The following is a 20,915-nucleotide window of genomic DNA, read 5'->3' on the forward strand; positions in this document are numbered from 1 at the left end:
TAAGAAGAATTTGCAGATCACATAGAAAAATATTGCAGGAAAAGTGGCAGCTTTTATAAATAAAAGCTGCCACTTTTCAATTTTCCTGATGTGAAGATGCTCTGTTTTTGCCGAACATTTATGACTCTATTTATTCCTTCTTTATCATTGATTTTTTAAAAAACGTGAAAAAGATATGATCATCAAAAAAACGAATTGCATAAAATTCATACAAATGGTAAAATAAACGTAACTTTATTGAAACGGAGGTGGGGAAGATGTTGAATCAAGCTGTTTTAAAGCGCGCAAACTGGATGGAATTCCTTTATTTATGCCGTGCTGAAATTTCTGTTTTTGCTGTTAATGGGATACGTGTGTCCTTTTTTAACAACTAAATAGAAATGTAAAACAGTGAAAACATCTCTTAGCCCACAATAGAAATACGTGTAGAGGAGTGCATTTTCATGCACTCCTTTTCAGTTGTATCGTTAATTGGTCAGCCATGGGAAGGTGTGTCTTCTCATGGCTTTTTTATATAGGAAACGGAGGAATAGATATGATTATCTGCAGTGTAAATCAAATTGCTAAAATGTATGGCGGCAATGCAATTTTTGAGAATATATCATTTGAAATAAAAGAAAAGGATCGGGTTGGTCTCGTCGGAAGAAATGGCAGCGGCAAGACAACACTTATTCGTTTGCTTGCTGGTGATGACACACCGGATGCTGGACAAATTCATTGGAAAAAAGATGCCATAATCGGATATTTATCACAAATCCCGGATTATCAGGGTACGATAACAACAAAAGATGTTTTGAAAAAAGCATTTACTGACTTATTAGCAATGGAAGATAAAATGAAAAGAATCGAGCAGGAAATGACAAATGAAGCGGATGCGAATGTGCTGCATAGGCTTGTGAGCGAATATGGGGCCTTGCAGGATGCGTTTGCATTACATGGCGGTTATGAAATAGAATCAAACATTGAAAAAATAGTGTATGGATTAAATATGAACCATTTGGTTGAACAGCCATTTTCCAGACTAAGCGGTGGCGAGAAGACGAAAGTTGGCTTAGGCCTGATGCTTTTAAAGCAGCCGGATCTATTATTGCTTGATGAACCGACAAATCATTTAGACCTGATGGCTGTTGAATGGCTTGGAAATTACTTAAGAGAATATCCAGGTACCGTGCTTGTGATTTCACATGACCGCTATTTCTTGGATGAGGTTGTAAATAAAGTCGTTGATATGGAGGATGGTGAGTTGACGACATATCATACAAACTTCACTGGGTTTGTAAAGGAAAAAGAGGAAAGATTACTTCGAGCTTTCCAGGATTATGAGGAGCAGCAAAAGAAAATCAAAAAGATGAAAGAAGCAATTAAGCGCTTGCGTGAGTGGGCCAACCGTGCGAATCCGCCGAATGCGGATTTGCATCGCAGGGCAAGGAATATGGAGAGAGCATTGGAAAGAATGGAAAAACTGCATCGTCCCATATTAAACCGAAAGAAAATGCATTTAGAAATGGCAGCAGCAGACAGAAGCGGGAAAGATGTTATTTCACTTAAAGATGTCTCGATAGGATTTGAAGAGAAAAAATTATTTGAGCGGGTTCATATGCATATCGCTTATCAGGACCGGGCAGCAATCATTGGTGAAAATGGTACAGGGAAGTCAACGCTATTGAAACTCATTCTAAAAGAGCTGACTGCAGATGAAGGGGAGGTGCGCATTGGCAGCAATGTGAAAGCAGGCTATTTAGCGCAAAGTGTATTTTCAGTGCTTAATGAAGAGACGGTACTTGAAGCATTTCGGGATGAAATTAGCGTCACAGAAGGAGAAGCGAGGGGGATTTTAGCGAGGTTTATGTTCTATGGGCATGCTGTTTTTCAGAAGGTTTCCTCCTTAAGCGGCGGGGAGAGAATGCGGCTGAGATTGGCCCAGCTGATGTACCAGGATGTGAACCTGCTTATTTTAGATGAGCCGACCAACCACCTGGATATTGATTCCAGAGAGGTACTCGAGGAAGCACTGGAAGACTTTGAAGGGACAATATTAGCGGTTTCACATGACCGATACTTTCTCAATAAATTGTTCAGGAAAGTGTATTGGATAGAAGACAGCCAGGTTCATGCCTTTGCTGGGAATTATAATTGGGCCAAGGAAAAGATGGCAGAGAAAAGAGAGCAAGAAGTTCGGATAGATACAGTGAAAAAGGAAAAACGAGCACGATATAAGGTACCGAACCATCATTCGAGACAGCTTGAAACGTTGGAGAATGACATTCTGCAATTAGAAGAAAAAATCATAGATCTAGAGAAACAGCTTACGGAAACAGAGGACATGGAGCAGCTTCAAATGCTTTTTAAAGACAAAGAGGAACTGGAAACGAAATGGGAAACGCTTTGTGAAGAACTGGAAAAATGAGAAGGGCAGGCTGATGTAAAATGAAAAATGATTCTATTATTAAAATATGGTCGGACTATTGCAGTAAAAACCTGGATGCACCTGAAAACTATGATGTATGGGCTTTTGGAGATTCAAAGGATATGGCTGATGAGCTTGCAGGGTTAGTTCTGGAAGGTGTGAAAACAGCAACTGCATTGCTTTACTTATTATATGAACGTGAAAAGGAAGCATTGCCGTATACAGGACTTCATAATATTATCTTGAACGGCGCGGGAAAAGCGGTTGGAATAATAGAAACGACAGAAGTGAATGTTGTTCCATTTAATGAAGTGACAGCAGAATTTGCATATTTGGAAGGGGAAGGAGACCGCTCATTGGCGTATTGGCGAGATGTTCATGAAGCATTTTTTAAGCGGGAACTCGAAGAGATAGGCATAGAATTTAATTGGACAATGCATGTTGTATGTGAAAAGTTTAGGCTTATAGATAAGAAATACTAATAATTTAGTTATGAAAAAGAAGCTGACTTATGTGGTAAGTAGTTCGGTTCAGAGATAGAAAAGTAAAAATAGCAAGTGTTTTAGCAAGCGAATTGGCATAATAATTTGCTTGCTTATTTTTATTGTAATGACAAGGCCTATTGGGTTTTAACATTAAAAATAGCAACAGATTTAGCATAGGTTTTAACCAAAGGATAATAGCTATTGGTCACGCTATGAAATATGTGTTATAAGCATTGTAAAAAACTGTGATGATTGTATAATCATTTATAAGATTTATCTAAGTAAATGATGGCGTTTGTTAAGCTATATTTGTAGCGTTTGTGAAAAGATGTACTTACAGTAACGGGGCAGGGTTAGTGGAAGAAGAAAATAACAGAATGAGGGGTTCCCTTGATTAAAATAATTGACATTAGTAATAGAAAAAACGCTGAAGATGTTTTAAACATTCAAATACCATCATATAAGGTAGAGGCAGAAATAATTGGTTCATATGAAATACCACCATTAAAGGATACAGTTCATACCTTGCAACATTGCGGAGAAACTTTCTTTGGTTATTATGAAAATGAAAAACTATACGGAATAATATCTATAAAAGTAGATGATGATGAAGTTGATATACATAGGTTAATCGTACATACAAACCATTTTAGAAGAGGAATTGCACAGTTGCTTTTAAATTTCATTGAAACTAAGTTCGAGGTTGAAACAATAAAAGTAGCAACAGGTTCTAAAAATACTCCAGCAGTTAATTTTTATAAAAAGAATGGATTTCAAAATATTAAGAGGAACATAGTAAATGAACAACTATAATTAACCTTTTTTGAAAAGAAATTATAATTTTCTTATTGAGGTAACTGGTGCAAAAGTTGAAGATGAGATCAAACGGCAGCTATTTTTATTCTTATTGCACTATAGGGGCAGAAGAGTTGAAGAAGGAGTAGTTATTTGTTGAAAGGGTCTAATTATTGGGGGTGCTTGTTTGAGAAGGGTATTGACATTAATTTTACTTGTTGTGATTTTGGGAGCTTGCGGTCAGCAAGATAATGGTTCCTCTGGAGAAAGGCACGTAGGTATCATTGTTGACATTGAGAAAGATACATTTGATGAAATGTACATCGTATTATCTTTGCCAAGTGTGGAAGACATTGATATTTCGAACAAAACAAGAGAGGAACTAATTAGACTTGCACAAGAAAATGATGGTGTTTTCTACCACCTCAGCCAAGAAGAATACGAAGAATTGGATTTAGAAATAGGTAAACGAATTGTTGGCTATTATAGTGCTGTCGGAGAATCAGACCCTCCTGTACTTTTTACTGATAAAATAGAGGTAATTTCACAATGATTATTATGACTTTATTAAACAAATGGATGCTTTAGTGGAAGAACAAGCCAGTAAAAATTCAAAAACGCAGAGGATGTTAAAACCTTTGCGTTTTACTATATGATTTAATGGCTAGAATCGTGTGATTCCTCCAGTTATTTACCTTGAGAAATAACTTTTTCTACCTCACAACCGAACTACTTACTTATGTGGCTGGCTTCTTTGCCTTTTTCCAATGAGAAAGAAGTGAAATGGCTCTTACGCAAAATGAATAATTTCCTTTTCCTCTTTATACATTATATAAACAACTGCAAAGGGGGATGGCTCATGGAAAAGTGGATTAAGAGCTTGAAAACAGAAACACCGCAAGAAGGGTTTGAATTAGCAATAAAACTTGCCCAAAAAGGGGTGGAATATACCCAGCCGTCAGCTGCTATCCGAAAGAAGCTGCGTCCGAAGTATTCTAGAAATGCGGACAGTTTAATCGCTGTATCTCAAGTTATCTCCATTCATTTTCAAACAGTAGCTGCGGCAAACGAGTATTGGAAATCAAAATCGCCCCGCCTTTCATAGTCTGTGATTATATATAAACAGCCAATTTACTGCAGGTGGATGCAACATTGGATAAACTGTCCTTGTCTAATCATTTTCTCTTAAATAATAGAGTTGGGAGTACTTGATAAAAAGTTACTCCCTTTTAATAAAATTAGTAAAACGTACTGTTTTAAAAACGATTGATTTCTTCTTGCCTTTTCATCATTTCTTGTTTATAGTTATATACAAATATTCTGAACATACTATACGGTCAGTTAGTTTATGGGAGGAGGAAGTGTAATGAATTTTTCTTATTCAGCTAAAGTCATTGACCTTAAAGAGAAATTAACTCACTTCATGGAGCAGAATGTTTATCCAAATGAAAAGGTGTATGAAGACCAGTTGAATCTTCAAGAAACGCGCTGGTCTGGTGTCCCGCCTATTATGGAAAAACTAAAAGAAAAAGCAAAAAGAGAAGGTCTATGGAATTTATTCCTGCCTCACAGTGCGAATGGTGGGGGCCTCTCGAATCTGGAATATGCACCGCTTTGCGAAATCATGGGGCGTTCGCTGATTGGACCGGAAGTATTCAATTGCAATGCACCAGATACAGGGAATATGGAAGTGTTGGATCGCTATGGGTCGGAAGAACAGAAAGAGAAATGGCTAATGCCTTTGCTTGCAGGAGAGATACGTTCCTGTTTTTCAATGACAGAACCAGACGCGGCTTCAAGTGATGCGACAAATATCGAAACTAGTATGATGCGTGATGGGTCTGAATATGTGATTAATGGCAGGAAATGGTGGTCTTCCGGTGCTGGAGATTCACGTTGTGAAGTCGCAATTGTGATGGGGAAAAGTGCTGCAAATGCGTCTAAATATGAGCAGCAATCGATGATTCTCGTACCACTGGATACACCCGGTGTAAAGATTGAAAGAATGCTGCCTGTCTTCGGTTATGATCATGCACCACATGGACATGCCGAAATTACCTATGAAAATGTCCGTGTTCCCGCCACGAATATGATTTGGGGTGAAGGAAAAGGTTTTGCCATTGCTCAGGGGCGCCTTGGGCCAGGAAGAATTCATCACTGTATGCGATTAATCGGGGCAGCAGAGCGAGCGTTAGAAGAATTATGCAAGCGCGTTGAAAGTCGAGCCACATTTGGGAAAACATTAGCTGAACAAGGTGTGATTCAGGAATGGATTGCAGACTCACGAATCGAAATTGAACAGGCACGTCTATTAACTTTAAAAGCGGCATATATGATGGATACGGTTGGTAATAAGGTAGCTAAAGCAGAAATTGCCATGATAAAAGTTGTTGCACCAAATATGGCTTTGCGTGTAATTGACCGAGCGATTCAAGCATTTGGCGGTGCAGGAGTGAGTGATGACTTCACGCTGGCTGCACAATGGGCAAATGCACGGACATTACGATTAGCGGATGGACCAGATGAAGTACATCGAAGGCAAATTGCTAAATATGAGTTAGAAAAGACCCGCAGCTAATTATAGATGTATAGATGACTGCTGCTAGTAAAAGGAGTAGGGAGGATGTTAGGATGCATATACTGGACTTGTTTAAATTAAATGGCAAAACAGCAATTGTAACTGGCGGGGGCCGTGGATTAGGAGCACAAATTGCCCGAGGCTTTGCAGAAGCGGGCGCAAATGTAGTTGTATGTTCTCGTAATTTGGAAGCCTGCGAGGAAATGAAAGAAGAAATAAAGCAGCTTGGTGCAGATTCCTTAGCAGTTAAATGCGATGTAACGAATCCCGATGATATTGAAGAAGTGGTAAATCAAACCGTTGAACAGTTTGGCACGATTGATATTTTAGTCAACAATAGTGGTGCAACATGGGGAGCGCCTGTTGAAGAAATGCCATACGAAGCATGGGAAAAGGTGTTAGATGTGAATGTTACAGGTACATTTTTAATGAGCCAAGCAGTTGGACAAGTTATGATTAAGCAGCACAGTGGAAAAATCATCAATATCGCCTCAATTGCTGGCTTTGGCGGTACTCCTCCGTTTATGCAAACAATTGGCTATAACACAAGTAAGGGAGCCATTATGACTTTTACAAAGGATTTAGCTGTGAAGTGGGGGAAATATAATATAAATGTAAATGCGATTGCACCAGGCTTTTTCCCGACGAAAATGTCCAATGTGCTCATTGAGCAAGGAAGAGAGCAAATATTAGCTGGAACCCCATTAAATCGTTTAGGCGAAGACTCTGATTTAAAAGGTGCTGCATTATTTCTGGCATCGAAAGCGGCGGATTATGTGAGTGGGGATATTCTTACGGTTGATGGCGGAGCACATGCTTATTAGCTTTGCCCAATCCAGAATAAATAAATCCGAACGATTTCACACGAACCTTTTCGTTCGTTTTGAAAATGGATGATAGATTAAGAGACAATATAAAATGAACAAAAATGGAGAAGACAGATGAAAGATAAAATAACAGAGCAAAGCATTTTACTTTTTGAAAAAAAGGGATTCAGTCAAACATCTATCCAGGACATAGTAGATGAATTAGAAGTCACCAAGGGAACCTTCTATTATTATTTTTCCAGTAAGGAACAGCTTTTAATGGATATTCACTTAAACTATATTTCGGATTTATTAGAAAGGCAAGAGATTATTCTCCATGCTGATGCAACTGGGCGGCAAAAGTTAATTCAAATGATTCATTTGCTTATTGGTGATATCAAGGATAAGGGGCCAAGTGCCAAAGTATTCTTCAGGGAAATACGCCATTTAGGTGACAAGCATATGGAAATGATTAAAAAACAGCGTGAGCAATTTCGGATCCATATTGAAAGAATCGTTCAAAGTGGTATGGAAAAAGGGGAATTTCGCAATGATTTAAGGCCAGATATCATTGCATTTGGAATTTTAGGTGTAACGAATTGGAGCTATAACTGGTATAAGCCGAATGGAGAAGTAACGATTGATGAGCTTGTTGAAATATACGCAGCCATGTTACTGACAGGCATTGAAAAATAGCAACGTCCAGAAAAACTGCAGTGGTGTGAGTTTTATAGAGGAGGCGAAGGGATGGGAGCATCTTTCAGTGATACCAAGCAAGTCCGTAAAGGAGAGGAATTAGATAGAGAGAGGTTAACAAATTTTATTAAAAATGAATTACCTGGGGTAGCGACGGGCGAACTGGAGATTGAACAGTTTCATGCCGGGCATTCGAATTTAACCTATTTATTGCGAATCGGCACTTGGGAAGCAGTACTGCGCCGTCCGCCACTTGGTCCAGTTGCGAAGAAGGCACATGATATGGAAAGGGAGTTTACCATCTTAACTGGTTTGCATCCTCACTTTGCAGCCGCACCAAAACCAATCATTTTTTCGGCTGATGAATCGATTGTTGGCAGTCCCTTTTTTATAATGGAGAGACGGAAAGGAATTGTCCTGGATACAGACTTTCCAGATGCTGTTTCGTACGACCCCTCATTGGGAAAACGCATTTCTGGACTAATGGCAGAAAAATTAGCAGCCCTCCACGAGATAGACTTTACAAAGACAGATTTAGTGAACATTGCTAAACCTGTAGGATTCATGGAGCGGCAGGTAATTGGATGGATCAAACGCTATGAACGGGCAAAAACAGATGATGTTCCCTATATCGGCTTATTAACGAAGTGGCTGGAAAGAAACATGCCATCATCAGGGCAACAAGCAATTATTCATTATGATTATAAGCTGAATAATGCAATGTTTTCGCATGATTTCTCGAAAATGACTGGCTTATTTGACTGGGAAATGACAACAGTTGGTGACCCGCTTGCTGATGTTGGTGCAGCAATGAGCTACTGGATACAAAAGGATGATCCGGATTTACTTAAAAAGGGATTGGGAAAACCGCCTGTAACAGTAATGGAAGGCTTCTATACACGGGATGAATTTCTTGAAGCTTATGCAGTACAAAGTGGGCGGGACTTGAGCCATATTGATTATTATATTACTTTTGCTTATTTTAAGCTTGCTGTTATTTGTCAGCAAATCTATTTCCGTTACAAAAAGGGGCAGACGGGAGATCAGCGATTTGCGCATTTCAATCACTTTGCAGAGAATCTTATCGCCCATGCAGCAGGTACAGTAAGAAACCTATGACAGCAAAGGAAACAAACAAAAACGAAATAGAAAAATAGGAGGAAATTGATTTATGATGAAAACAGTTCAATTTACAGAATTTGGCGGACCAGAGGTATTAAAACTTATCAATCAGGAAGTACCGGAAATAGGGGATGATGATGTTTTACTTGAGGTAAGAACAGTAGGTGTGAATTATGCGGATACAGCAAGACGTGAAGGACAATATGTTGTGCCGACTAAATTACCATTTACACCAGGAGCCGAAGTTGCGGGAATTGTTGCGAAAGTCGGGGCAAATGTTAAAAATGTGAAAGAAGGGAGCCGAGTAGTTACATTAATTGAATCTGGAGGTTATGCGGAATATGTTCGTGTCCCAGCTCAGATGCTCATTCCTATTCCAGAAAATATACCATTTGAAAAAGCAGTTGCCTTACCTTTGCAAGGGCTAACGGCATATCATGTGCTAAAAACAATGGGAAGATTAGAACAGGGCGAAACAGTGCTGATTCATGCTGCAGCTGGTGGTGTTGGATCCTTGGCAGTTCAATTAGCGAAGAAATTTGGAGCAGGCAAGATTATTGCTACTGCTAGTACAGCAGAAAAACTTGAATTTGCAAAGAAAATGGGAGCAGATACCTTAATTAATTACACAGAAGAGGGATGGGAAGAACAAGTTCGTGAAGCAACAGATGGAAATGGAGTAGATGTCGCCTTGGAAATGGTAGGTGGTGACGTGTTTGATAAAACGCTGCGCTGCTTAGCGCCATTTGGAAGATTAGTCATATTCGGTGCAGCAAGCGGGGAGCAATCTTCCATGCATCCGGCTGCTTTGATGAGAAGAAACCAATCTGTAATTGGATTTTTTCTGCCGCAAATAATAAAAAAACAAAAATTATTTCAGGAAAGTTTACACGAGTTACTTGAATTAATGGCAGGCGGGGAATTGGAGTTAACAATTGGCGGCACGTATCCAATAGAAGACGCTGCCCATGTACATTCCGAACTTCAAGGAAGAAAGACGAAGGGTAAACTCGTATTGACTATTTAACAGAATTTATTTGAAAATATGGCCACGATTAGTTATCGTTTATAAGCTGTGAATGACGATTATTTGCTTTCTTCTTTTCACCTGGAGGTCTGCAGCCCGCACACCTCCAGGATTTTTCACAGGGAACACACCATCCGCTCAGTCAGAATGATTGCTTTTTTTATCAAAGCATTTTCAGCTTAGATGAACCATTGCAAACATAGAAGCAAGTACACTTATTATGTAAACGCTATCATTAAATGGAGGGGAAAAGAAATGGAAAAAACGTGGTTAAAAGAGTACCCAGATCATGTAGCGCAAGAGGTGGAAATCCCAGATATCTCTGTACCTGATATGTTGCAAAAAACGGTTGAAAAGTATGGGATGAACAAGGCAATTCATTTCTATGGAAAAGAAATAAACTATGAAGAGCTCGCACAGCAGACAGCCGCATTTGCCTCTGTACTTCAAGATGAAGCAGTTGTAAAAGGAGATCGTGTTGCACTCATGCTCCCGAACTGCCCGCACTATGTTATCAGTTATTACGGCACCCTGATCGCAGGAGGAATTGTTACTCAAGTGAACCCAATGCTTGTCGGGAAAGAACTTGCACATATCTTAACTGACTCTGGAGCAGAAACTATTGTAATTTATGAACCACTTATCCCTGTGTTAGAGAAGATACTTGCGCATACACCAGTGAAGCGGGTGATAACAGTCGACCTTACAGGAAATGAGAATAAAGGTGACGGAATCATTGAGTTTTCCGATTTTCTAAAAAAGGCCAACAAACCACCAAGACCAGTGAAGATTAATCCAGCTGAAGATGTTGCTGTTCTGCAATATACAGGAGGGACGACAGGACGGTCGAAAGGTGCAATGCTTACACATCGGAATATTATCGCTAATGTCGTACAAGTTCATGAATATTTTAAGGATGCAATTGTGCCTGGGAAAGAACGTTATTTGACAGTGATTCCGCTATTTCATGTTTTTGGTATGACTAGCTGCATGAATTTGTCTATTCATTCGGGTGCAATGAGCATCATGTTGCCAAGGTTTGAATTGGAAGAAGTTTTGCAGACAATTAAAGACTTACAGCCAACATCCTTCCCCGGAGTGCCAACAATGTATGTAGCGATTACAAACCATGCCCATGCGGAAGATTACGGAATTGACAGCATCAAGTTATGCAATAGCGGCAGTGCCCCAATGCCATTGGAGCTTATGCGCACATATGAAGCAAAAACGGGTTCGAAGGTTCTAGAAGGATATGGCCTTTCAGAAAGCTCGCCTGTAACCCATTGCAATCCATATTTTTCAAATCGAAAGCCAGGCAGCATCGGAATTGGCATCCCTTCTACAGACTATAAAATTGTTGATTTAGCTGAAGGAAAAGAGGAAATGCCAATCGGCGAACTTGGCGAAATCGTGATTAAGGGTCCGCAAGTAATGAAAGGCTACTGGAATATGCCAGAAGAAACAGAGATTACCCTTCGCGATGGCTGGCTGTATACAGGTGATATTGCTCGAATCGATGAGGATGGATATGTGTATATCGTTGATCGAAAAAAAGATTTGATTATTGCGGGAGGATATAATATCTATCCCCGTGACGTGGAAGAAATACTATATGAGTACCCGGCTGTGATGGAAGCAGTTGTTGTAGGAGTGCCAGACGCATACCGTGGTGAAACGGTAAAAGCGGTTATCGTTTTAAAAGAAGGACAAACGTGTACAGAAGAAGCGTTAATCGCTTATTGTAAAAGAAATCTGGCAGCATACAAAGTGCCGACTATTATTGAATTTAGAAAAGAATTGCCAAAAACAAATGTAGGAAAAATACTGCGAAGAGTGATTCGTGAGGAAAATCTGCAGAAATAGAATACGAGAGCAACTGTTGGAGATAGATAGATTTTAAATAATAGGAGGGCTTTATATGTCAATAGATAGAATTCAAAAAGCAGCAGTAATCGGTGCCGGTTCGATGGGACATCAAATATCCATGCTATGTGCGCTTGGAGGGTTCGAAACATACTTGCAGGATATTGACGAGACTTCGTTAAGGAAAGCGAGAGAACAATTAGAACACCATATGGATAGATGGATAAGTAAAGGAAAACTCACAACAGAAAAAAAAGAAGCAGCTTTCGCGAAACTGCACATGACAACCAGTCTAGAAGAAGCAGCAGAGAATACAGATATTGTCATTGAGGCAGTCCTGGAAAAGTTAGATGTGAAGCAAGAAGTGTTCGCGAAATTAGATAAGCTAGTACCTGCACATACGATTTTAGCTACGAACAGCTCAACGATTGTTAATTCAAAAATCGCAGCCTTTACCTCCAGGCCAGAGAAAGTGCTGAATATGCATTTTTTCTATCCACCACTTGTAATGGATTGTGTTGAGGTCGTGATGAGTGACCAAACATCAAAGGAAACTGCTGAAACAGCAATGGCTTTTTGTGAGCGAATTGGACGTACGGGAGTCCTTTTGGAAAAGGAAATCTATGGATTTATTGCAAATCGTTTATTATTTGCCCTGTCAAAAGAGGCCATGTTCCTATATGAGAATGGCTATGCTGATTTTAAGGAAATTGATTTGATTGCAAAGAAGGCGTTAAGTCATCCGCTTGGACCATTTGAAATTGCGGACTTATCGGGAATCGATGTCGGTTATTATGCAAATATGCAGCTGTTCCAAGAGACAGGTGATCCGAATGATAAACCCGCAAAAATAGTAGAAGAAAAAGTAAAAGCAGGCCATTTAGGCAGGAAAACAGGCAGAGGCTGGTATGAATATACAAAGGAGGGTGCATTATGACAGCGTTTGTTATGTATGAAAAAACAAACAGAACCGCAGTGATTACAATCGATAATCCGCCGTTAAACGTGCTGAGCCGCCAGGTGCAAACAGAGCTTAGAGAAATTATGAAGACATTGAAAAATGACAGTGAAGTAGGCTGTGTTGTTTTAAAAACAGCTGGTTCCAAGGTATTTATTGCAGGAGCGGATATTAAGGAATTTCCGGCAATGATTGGTGATGAAAACATGCATGCCAAAGTGATGGAAATGCATGGATTATTAATGGAAATCGAACAATTAGCCAAACCGACAATTGCGGTTCTCGATGGGCTTACATTAGGCGGTGGCTGTGAACTCGCTTTAGCCTTTGATATACGAATTGCTGAAGAACAAGCGATGATTGGTTTTCCAGAGGTAAAGCTTGGTATTTTCCCTGGAGCCGGCGGGACACAGCGATTGCCACGGCTAGTTGGAAATGCAAAGGCAAAAGAAATGATGTATACAGGCGAACCAATTCCAGCTGAAAAAGCAGAACAAATTGGCCTTGTAAATGATGTCGTGAAAAAAGGAATGGGCTATGAGCGTGCAATGGAGCTTGCCGGTCAAATCGCAGATAAATCAAATCAATCACTTTCACGGATTAAACAAGCAGTGGATGAAGGCACAGAAACAAATTTAGCAGCTGGAATTGATCTGGAAGCAGCATTATTCGAAGAGATTTTTCAAACGAAAGATGCAAAAGAAGGTGTTGAAGCGTTTATTAATAAAAGAATACCAGCATTTACGCATAGCTGATATGACACTCGAAGGGAGGGATTTATTTGAGCAATACGACGAAAGAACTTCGCGGAGGTTCATTTTTAATTAAGCAAACCAGTGCAGCGGCAGCATTCTTTCCAGAGGACCTGACAGATGAGCATGTGATGATTCAAAGAACTGCGAAGCAATTTTTATTGAAAGAAGTCGAACCAAGGAACGGAGAAATTGAAGCACAGCAATTTGATATTGTTGTTGATTTATTGAAGAAGGCGGGGGAAGTCGGTCTTCTGGCACATAGTATTCCAGAGGAATTTGGTGGACTGGGGCTTGATAAAATAAGCAAAGGTGCAGTTGGAGAAGCAATAGGCGGCGGAGGGGCATATAGTGTTGCACATTCTAATCATACATGTATTGCCACTCTTCCAATTACGTATTATGGAACAAAAGCACAAAAGGAAAAATATCTTCCCAAACTGGCGAGTGGAGCGTATTTAGGCGCATATTGTTTAACAGAGCCTGAAGCAGGATCAGACGCAATGGCAGGAAAAACGACTGCTACTTTAAATGAGGAGCAAACACATTATCTGTTAAATGGAACAAAAATTTTCATTACAAATGCACAGTTTGCAGATACATTTATTGTCTATGCCAAGGTGGATGGGGAACATTTCACAGCATTTATAGCGGAAAAAGATTTCCCTGGATTAGAATTAGGACCAGAGGAAAAGAAAATGGGAATAAAAGGATCCTCCACACGATCAGTTATTTTAGAAAACTGTGCAGTTCCTGTTGAAAATCTCCTGGGAGAAGTCGGCCGGGGCCATATCATTGCTTTTACAGTTTTAAATTTAGGACGCTTTAATCTTGGATTTGCTTGTAATGGAGGAGCGAAGCACGCCTTGCAACTGACATTAAACCATATAGCAGAACGGAAACAATTTGGTATGGCAATTTCTGAATTCGGTGTGACCAAGGAAAAAATGGCAAAATTGGCTGCTCGGATTTTTACAGCCGAATCCCTTCTGTATCGAACATCCCATCATATGGAGGAAAAATTAGCCGGTTTGGATATGGAAGAGGACAAAAGAAAAGTAGCGGCAGGTTTATCCGAATACGCGCTAGAATGCGCAATTTGTAAAGTCTATGGTTCGGAGACACTTGATTATGCTGTGGATGAAGGGGTACAGCTGCATGGCGGATCCGGGTTTATCAGTGAATATCGAATCGAACAAATGTATCGCGATTCAAGAATAAATCGGATTTTTGAAGGAACAAATGAAGTCAATCGTCTGCTGATAACAGGTCAATTCTTGAAAAAATCATTAAAAGGTGAACTGCCTTATGAAAATGCTGTTGAAGAAGCATTTTTGCACTTACAGAAACAAGCAGCACCTTCCGTCATGAATATTGCTTCAGACATTCGCGCAGTTTATCTCGTATTGACGGAACTTGCGCAAAGAAAATTCGGAAAAGCACTCGAAAAAAATCAGGAAGTAATGATGAAATTAGCGGATTTAGCAATGGAAGTATATGCATCCGAATCAGTTATATTGCGGGTGGAGAAAAGACTGGCGGCAGGGGATAAGGCTCCATTCATGCGGCTGCTTATGGAAACAGCGTTAGAAGAGTCGCTCAATCGCGTCTTTCTTATTATAAGACAATTGGAACAGGAATTATTAGCAGATGAAGCCGACATGAAAGAACAAATATACAAGCTGTTTCTGACGAAGGAATTTTCCAATGCAATAGAGCGTAATCGAAGCATTGCAGAAACAATTTATGAAAAAAGGGAATATGTCTGTTAAATCTTCTATTGGGAAGCAGCGTATCATATCGAGCCGCCCCATACTCTGATGATGAGTTAAACAATTGCCAGCCCCAATAAAATAATCTTAAAAAATGAAGCAGTTAGATATCAAATCTAACTGCTTTTTCTCAATGGTTCTTCATAATCATTGGAAGGAATAAAGTTTTGCAGGGCCAGGGTTAGCTCAATAATTACAAGAGCAAGAATGACCCATATGCCGATCTGTCCGACTATTACTTGTATACTAGCTATCATTCCATTTGCTGCAGGAATAGAGGCTGTAAATGTATAAAACATCGCAAAGGTAAAAATTCGACTCCATTGGGATACATCATAGACACCAGCCCCATCTCTCCAGCCAAAGCGTCTTACCAACCGGGATAACCGGTAAATCTCGATAGCCTCCACAATGAGAAAAATCATAGCTGTAGCAATCCAAAGAACGAGCAGGCTGCGCTCGTTTGCAATTCCACTTACAATACTTGCCATCCCTGTGATCGACAATGCCCCATGGATGATGCAGTTCGTATTATTCCAATCTTTTTCAATCGACCAGGCACTGCCCAAATATCTTTTTAAAATCAGAAACAGACTAATGCCATAAAAACTAAAACCAGCAGCTAATAAGCCGATTGTAAAGCTAAAATGAACACTTTCAAAAACAGTATGAAATAAAAGAATAAGAGACTGCGTGCTTACGGTTGTCAGCAGCAGGATGCCATGCACGTTTATATTTATTTTCTTTTGAAAAATAACAATAAAGGCTTGCATGCTAATTAAAATATAAAAAAGCCAAAAAGCGGCATTTAGATAAGCTAGTATCTCTGTGAATAACCCAAGCTGTGGAAAATGTTTGGAAATCAAAATACCGCTGATAGAGGAAGCAGCTACCCATGTTCCCATTCCAAATCGATTCACTGGATTGGAGTAGTGCAGCATTGTCCATTTACCTGAGATTGCTGCAAATAGAATTGAAACCCAAAAGCTGAGCCATAAGGCTAAAATGAAAGCTAACAGCAAATGAGCAGCAGCAGTTTTGATAAAATTTATGCCAAGAAAGTGCAGCAATACACCTTGTGTCAGGATTCCCAATGCCATGACAACAGCCATTGTCGATGTCAGAATGAAGACACGCTGCTTGACGATATAACTAATAAAACAACCGCTAAATAAAATAAACAGAATGAGTACCATAAAAATCACCGTTTATTATTATAGCATAAATGAATTGGAAAGCTTGAGACCTTAACTGACATTCTGGAATTCAAAATAATTAATTGAAAGCAGGATAAAAATACTAGGATGTTTTTCCTAAATAAATTTGAATTGTAGTCGATATATAAAATATAAGGTTTAAGAGTTTATATAAAGAATAGTATGAGCAGTTAAAGGGAGTTAAAATAAACTGCTTAATTGAAAACCCATGTGATTTGTTGAACACATTTTGGGCAGAGAAACGAAGGTTGGTGATTAAATTTTTAAATGTATTTTAAAAGAAACAAGACATATGAATTTTACAATGAAAAATTAAAAGGATGAGGTAATAATGAAAAATATATTTAATTTTAAAACAATCAAAACAAAAATGCTTGCAGGATTTTCCGTCGTTATCCTATTAATTATCGGATTAGCAATAGTGAATACGACGGGTTTTACGAAGAACAACAAGGATATGAGTAATATTATAGAAAACCAGCTGCCTATATTGATTGCTGATGAGACAATAAATGCTAAAAGTCTGCAGCGGCTCGTTGCGGTAAGAGGTTATCTATTAACTGGTGATGAGCAGTTTAAAGAAGATTTTAATACGTATACAGAGGAAGCTGCAGGAGCGATTGCAGTTATCAATGAATCAAGTAATTCCGAAGATATGAAAGAGCTCATCGACAAAACGGCAGAATGGAAAGATATTATTTTTAACGAAGTATTTGCAGCGTATGACCAAGGAAATCAGGAGAAAGCATTAGAAACCCTGGAAGAAAAGGCTGTCCCGCTTTCAAATGAAATAACGACAGGTTTTGAAAGAATTGTTGTCGAAAGAGAAGCAGAGATTAATGAAGTTGGCCAAGAAAATATCGCACAAGGTGAAAAAACACTGCAAATCGTATTGATTGTAACAGTTGTGATTATTGTTACTAGTGGTGTTGTGGCAATTGTCGTTTCAAGGTTGATTTCCCGTCCGATTACGAAGGTAATGGACCGGATGAAATTAATCGCAGGCGGCGACTTAGCGAATGAGCCATTGGAAATAACTGCAAGAGATGAAACAGGTCAGCTAACGGTTGCAACAAATGAAATGAATAAAAACATGCAAGAATTACTGAATCAGATTCAAATTGTATCAGAAACCGTATCAAGTCAAAGTGAGGAACTGACACAATCATCCAATGAAGTCATGACTGGTACAGAACAAGTAGCATCAACAATGGAAGAAATTGCAGCAGGAGCTGAGTCACAAGCAAATAACGCAGGTGATCTTTCGGAGAAGATGGGCATTTTCACTGTCAAAATTCAAGAAACCAGCAAAGAAAGTACGACAATGCATGGTTCATCGAATGCTGTACTCGAGTTGACAAACAAAGGTGCAGAAATGATGCATTCATCCGTAGAACAAATGACAAAGATTAATGAAATTGTTAATCAAGCTATTGGAAAAGTAGAAGGACTGGATACACATACTCAGCAAATTTCAGAATTAGTTGAAGTTATTCAAGATATTGCTGATCAAACCAATCTGCTTGCATTGAATGCGGCAATTGAGGCTGCTCGTGCGGGAGAACATGGGAAAGGCTTTGCTGTTGTAGCAGATGAAGTAAGAAAGCTTGCTGAACAATCTTCCAACTCTGTAACAAGTATTACAGATATTGTAGATCGAATTCAAAGTGAATCAGGTATTGTTGTTGGTTCCTTAAAAGATAGCTACCAGGATGTAATCCAAGGTGCAGAACAAATTACAGCGACAGGGGCAACTTTCGAGCGGATTCAGTCAGCAATTAAGTTATCCGTTGAGATGATCGAACAAATTACAAAAAACCTTGCGGAAATTGCTGTGAGCAATGAGGAAATGAATGTTTCCGTCCAGGAGATTGCAGCAATTTCAGAAGAATCTGCAGCAGGAGTCGAAGAAACATCTGCATCTACGCAGCAAACAAGCTCAGCGATGCAGCAGGTTGCAGCGAGTTCAGATGATCTGTCAAAACTTGCAGAGGAATTAAATGATTTAGTAAGACAGTTTAAAATATAAATCGTAAATAGAGTGGTCCATACCTCAAGAAGAGGTATGGGCTATTTTTTGTGAAGAGCCGAATCTTTTATATATCATTTACGGAAAGAGAGAAGTATAGGACAGGTGGATTGCTAAGTAAACTACAGACCTTTTCAGAAAGGAAGTTTGTAAGTTATTTAAATGGGTATAGTCTATCAAGGTTAGTCTGAAATTTTTTATAGGGGGGTTTTACTATCAAGCATCTATTTTACATTTCTATATTTTTCATTGGGTTTCTATTTATTGCAGGAACGGCTTCTGCTGAAAAGAATCACATGGTATTACCAGGGGAAAGTTTATTTCGGATTGCTCAGAACTATCAAGTAGATATAAACACATTAATTGCAGCGAATTCCGAGGTTACTAAGCCAGAAGATATTAAATTTGGACAAACGATAAAGATACCTGATGTAAATGGATTGCCTTTCAAAGTGACAGCATATACAGCAGGCTATGAATCTACGAAAAAACGCCCAGGAGATCCTGGCTATGGAATTACAGCATCGGGAGAAATTGTTCAAGAGAATCACACAATCGCGTGTCCAGAAACATTGCCCTTCGGTACCAAAATACATATTCCAACATTGGAAGAAACATACGTCTGTGAAGACCGTGGAAGTGCAATCACCAACGGCCGTCTGGATATTTATATAGCAGACTTGGAAGAAGCCTTGGAATTTGGGGTACAGAATCTTCAAGTAAACGTCTGGACGTATTAACTCATTGATAGACTATAAATAATAAAAAATAAAAGTAAATGGATCCGTCTTGAGCCATGCCTTCGTATTTAATTGGCTGGGACGGATTTATTTTTATTTAAACAGTGGGGACTGGGATTGTGAAGGTTACTTGTATTACTCAACGCCTGTTTCAACTGGAATCGTATGCTACCTGTCTAATAGAACGTGTGTCATCACCTGTTTTAGCTGGAATCGTATGCTACCTGTCTAATAGCACGTATGTCATCGCCCGCTTCAGCTGGAATCGTATGCTACCTGTCTAATAGCACGTATGTCATCGCCCGCTTCAGCTGGTATCGTATGCTAACTGTCTAATAGAACGTATGTCATCGCCCGTTTCAGGTGGAATCGTATGCTAACTGTCTAATAGAACGTATGTCATCGCCCGCTTCAGCTGGAATCGTATATTAACTGTCTAATAGAACGTATGTTATCGCTCGTTTCAGCTGGAATCATATGTTGACTGTCTAATAGACCACATGTCATCGCCAGCCCAAGCCAGAATCGCGCGCCAATAGTCAATGAGAACACCCCAGCCTTAAACAAAGTATATGCAGTGTACGGAATATCTTCATCACTAAACAATAAACTGCTGTAAAATCTCACGCATTTCTGCAAGCAAGCTATTTACATGCACTATAAATGAAAATCGGCAAAACCCTAAACATAGAAGCATTCTCTGATAAGTGACACCTACCCAGACGAATGATAAAATTAAATTAATTGGGCTTCGTCAATGAAGGAGTGCGGTATCATGAAAGATGATGCAGTAATATCAATTGCGATTCCTCCATTTCCTATTTTTATCGAGGGGAATTTAACGGAATATGATAAAGGGGCTTTACACCCTGAGAGAAGACATTTAGAGTATTTCAATATGATCTTTGTAAAGGAAGGGTCACTGTACATAGGAGAAGAAGGAAACAATTATGTTGTCCGGAAAGATGAAATGCTGGTTCTATTGCCAAACCAGCATCATTATCCAATAAAACCGACAGATGAGATAACGAAATTTTACTGGATTCATTTTTATACAACAGGGAATTATATGCAGAGTGCTCAGGCACAGCAGCTGGAATCAAATATCTCTATTCCTTCTCTGCATTTTCATAATAGTTATCATACAATCCATCTTTCGAAAAAAAGTGCGCTTGTTGATACAAATGAAATCTATAAAAATATTGAAAACTTGTTGGAAGGGACAATAAAAGATAACGCGGAGCTCACATTTTGGGATACACAACAGCAGTTTTTCTTCTTGTTAAATCTATTGGACGGACAAGACCGTGCTAAAGATTCGAGTGTGCTTATTGCTGAAAAGGTAGAGCATTTTATTCGCGAACACTATCGGGAAGATATTACAAATGACATTCTGGTCAAGAAGTTCAATCTGCATGAAAATACGATTGCTAAATATTTAAAGCAATATTATGGATTTACACCAATGGATTACTTGAAGGAATATCGCTTGCAGCAAGCACGAAACTTGCTTGTGAAAACAGATTATCCGATACAGGAAATAGCAGAACTGTGCGGCTATAAATGGGTCCCTTATTTTTCCAGGCTGTTTAAACAAAGATTTGACATCTCCCCGCTTAAATATCGCAAAAGTCATATGGAAACAAAAGAATAATTTTCGCAGCCAGA

At 39.2% G+C, this 20,915-nt stretch carries 19 protein-coding genes; 18 read left to right on the forward strand and 1 reads right to left on the reverse strand.

Going from position 1 to position 20,915, the window contains the following annotated elements; all coding sequences use genetic code 11:
• The first annotated feature begins 257 nt into the window (after nucleotides 1–257).
• The 15 genes from NST93_RS19435 (at nucleotide 258) to NST93_RS19505 (ending at nucleotide 15,261) form a co-directional block, all read left to right on the forward strand.
• Nucleotides 258–374: an RAxF-45 family protein gene (locus tag NST93_RS19435; RefSeq protein WP_405099925.1), complete on the forward strand. Its 117-nt coding sequence runs from the start codon at nucleotides 258–260 to the stop codon at nucleotides 372–374.
• A gap of 161 nt (nucleotides 375–535) precedes the next feature.
• Nucleotides 536–2,407, forward strand: coding sequence for a ribosomal protection-like ABC-F family protein (gene abc-f / locus NST93_RS19440; protein ID WP_405099926.1), 1,872 nt, complete (start codon nucleotides 536–538; stop codon nucleotides 2,405–2,407).
• 20 nt (nucleotides 2,408–2,427) lie between these two features.
• Entirely contained in the window at nucleotides 2,428–2,889 is a 462-nt protein-coding gene (locus NST93_RS19445) for an ASCH domain-containing protein (protein ID WP_405099928.1), read from the forward strand.
• 393 nt (nucleotides 2,890–3,282) lie between these two features.
• Nucleotides 3,283–3,705 carry a GNAT family N-acetyltransferase gene (locus tag NST93_RS19450; RefSeq protein ID WP_405099930.1) on the forward strand — a complete coding sequence of 141 codons (423 nt, stop codon included), beginning with the start codon at nucleotides 3,283–3,285 and terminating at the stop codon, nucleotides 3,703–3,705.
• A 169-nt stretch (nucleotides 3,706–3,874) separates the two neighbouring features.
• A complete protein-coding gene (locus tag NST93_RS19455; protein WP_405099932.1) occupies nucleotides 3,875–4,240 on the forward strand; it encodes a hypothetical protein in 366 nt (121 codons plus the stop codon).
• A 306-nt stretch (nucleotides 4,241–4,546) separates the two neighbouring features.
• Nucleotides 4,547–4,792, forward strand: a complete 246-nt coding sequence (locus tag NST93_RS19460) for a hexameric tyrosine-coordinated heme protein (protein ID WP_405099934.1) — start codon at nucleotides 4,547–4,549, stop codon at nucleotides 4,790–4,792.
• 261 nt (nucleotides 4,793–5,053) lie between these two features.
• Nucleotides 5,054–6,265, forward strand: coding sequence for an acyl-CoA dehydrogenase family protein (locus NST93_RS19465; protein WP_405099936.1), 1,212 nt, complete (start codon nucleotides 5,054–5,056; stop codon nucleotides 6,263–6,265).
• Nucleotides 6,266–6,318: 53 nt separating this feature from the next.
• A complete protein-coding gene (locus tag NST93_RS19470) occupies nucleotides 6,319–7,089 on the forward strand; it encodes an SDR family oxidoreductase (RefSeq protein WP_405099938.1) in 771 nt (256 codons plus the stop codon).
• 117 nt (nucleotides 7,090–7,206) lie between these two features.
• Nucleotides 7,207–7,767, forward strand: a complete 561-nt coding sequence (locus NST93_RS19475; protein WP_405099940.1) for a TetR/AcrR family transcriptional regulator — start codon at nucleotides 7,207–7,209, stop codon at nucleotides 7,765–7,767.
• A gap of 51 nt (nucleotides 7,768–7,818) precedes the next feature.
• Nucleotides 7,819–8,886, forward strand: a complete 1,068-nt coding sequence (locus NST93_RS19480) for a phosphotransferase family protein (protein ID WP_405099942.1) — start codon at nucleotides 7,819–7,821, stop codon at nucleotides 8,884–8,886.
• Nucleotides 8,887–8,941: 55 nt separating this feature from the next.
• Entirely contained in the window at nucleotides 8,942–9,916 is a 975-nt protein-coding gene (locus NST93_RS19485; RefSeq protein WP_405103979.1) for a zinc-binding alcohol dehydrogenase family protein, read from the forward strand.
• A gap of 255 nt (nucleotides 9,917–10,171) precedes the next feature.
• Complete coding sequence (locus NST93_RS19490) at nucleotides 10,172–11,779, forward strand: long-chain-fatty-acid--CoA ligase (RefSeq protein ID WP_405099944.1); 1,608 nt, start codon at nucleotides 10,172–10,174, stop codon at nucleotides 11,777–11,779.
• Nucleotides 11,780–11,834: 55 nt separating this feature from the next.
• The gene (locus NST93_RS19495) at nucleotides 11,835–12,716 is read left to right on the forward strand and encodes a 3-hydroxyacyl-CoA dehydrogenase family protein (RefSeq protein ID WP_405099946.1); all 882 of its coding nucleotides are present in this window, start codon (nucleotides 11,835–11,837) and stop codon (nucleotides 12,714–12,716) included.
• Complete coding sequence (locus NST93_RS19500) at nucleotides 12,713–13,492, forward strand: enoyl-CoA hydratase/isomerase family protein (RefSeq protein WP_405099948.1); 780 nt, start codon at nucleotides 12,713–12,715, stop codon at nucleotides 13,490–13,492. Before NST93_RS19495 ends, NST93_RS19500 begins: the two co-directional genes overlap by 4 nt.
• A 26-nt stretch (nucleotides 13,493–13,518) precedes the next feature.
• Nucleotides 13,519–15,261 (forward strand): acyl-CoA dehydrogenase family protein, encoded by a 1,743-nt coding sequence (locus NST93_RS19505; protein WP_405099950.1) that lies wholly within the window; start codon nucleotides 13,519–13,521, stop codon nucleotides 15,259–15,261.
• Nucleotides 15,262–15,377: 116 nt separating this feature from the next.
• On the opposite strand, the gene NST93_RS19510 is transcribed toward NST93_RS19505, so the two are convergent.
• The gene (locus NST93_RS19510; protein WP_405099952.1) at nucleotides 15,378–16,457 is read right to left on the reverse strand and encodes a hypothetical protein; all 1,080 of its coding nucleotides are present in this window, start codon (nucleotides 16,455–16,457) and stop codon (nucleotides 15,378–15,380) included.
• A 352-nt stretch (nucleotides 16,458–16,809) separates the two neighbouring features.
• Between NST93_RS19510 and NST93_RS19515 the strand changes: the two genes are divergently transcribed.
• The 3 genes from NST93_RS19515 to NST93_RS19525 all read left to right on the forward strand — a co-directional run bounded on the left by NST93_RS19515 (nucleotide 16,810) and on the right by NST93_RS19525 (nucleotide 20,901).
• Nucleotides 16,810–18,507 (forward strand): methyl-accepting chemotaxis protein, encoded by a 1,698-nt coding sequence (locus NST93_RS19515; RefSeq protein ID WP_405099954.1) that lies wholly within the window; start codon nucleotides 16,810–16,812, stop codon nucleotides 18,505–18,507.
• Nucleotides 18,508–18,803: 296 nt separating this feature from the next.
• Nucleotides 18,804–19,247, forward strand: coding sequence for a LysM peptidoglycan-binding domain-containing protein (locus NST93_RS19520; RefSeq protein ID WP_405099956.1), 444 nt, complete (start codon nucleotides 18,804–18,806; stop codon nucleotides 19,245–19,247).
• Nucleotides 19,248–20,022: 775 nt separating this feature from the next.
• Nucleotides 20,023–20,901 (forward strand): helix-turn-helix domain-containing protein, encoded by an 879-nt coding sequence (locus NST93_RS19525; protein ID WP_405099958.1) that lies wholly within the window; start codon nucleotides 20,023–20,025, stop codon nucleotides 20,899–20,901.
• The last annotated feature ends 14 nt before the right edge of the window (nucleotides 20,902–20,915 follow it).

Source organism: Oceanobacillus sp. FSL H7-0719 (assembly GCF_045040795.1).
GTDB lineage: Bacteria > Bacillota > Bacilli > Bacillales > Amphibacillaceae > Oceanobacillus.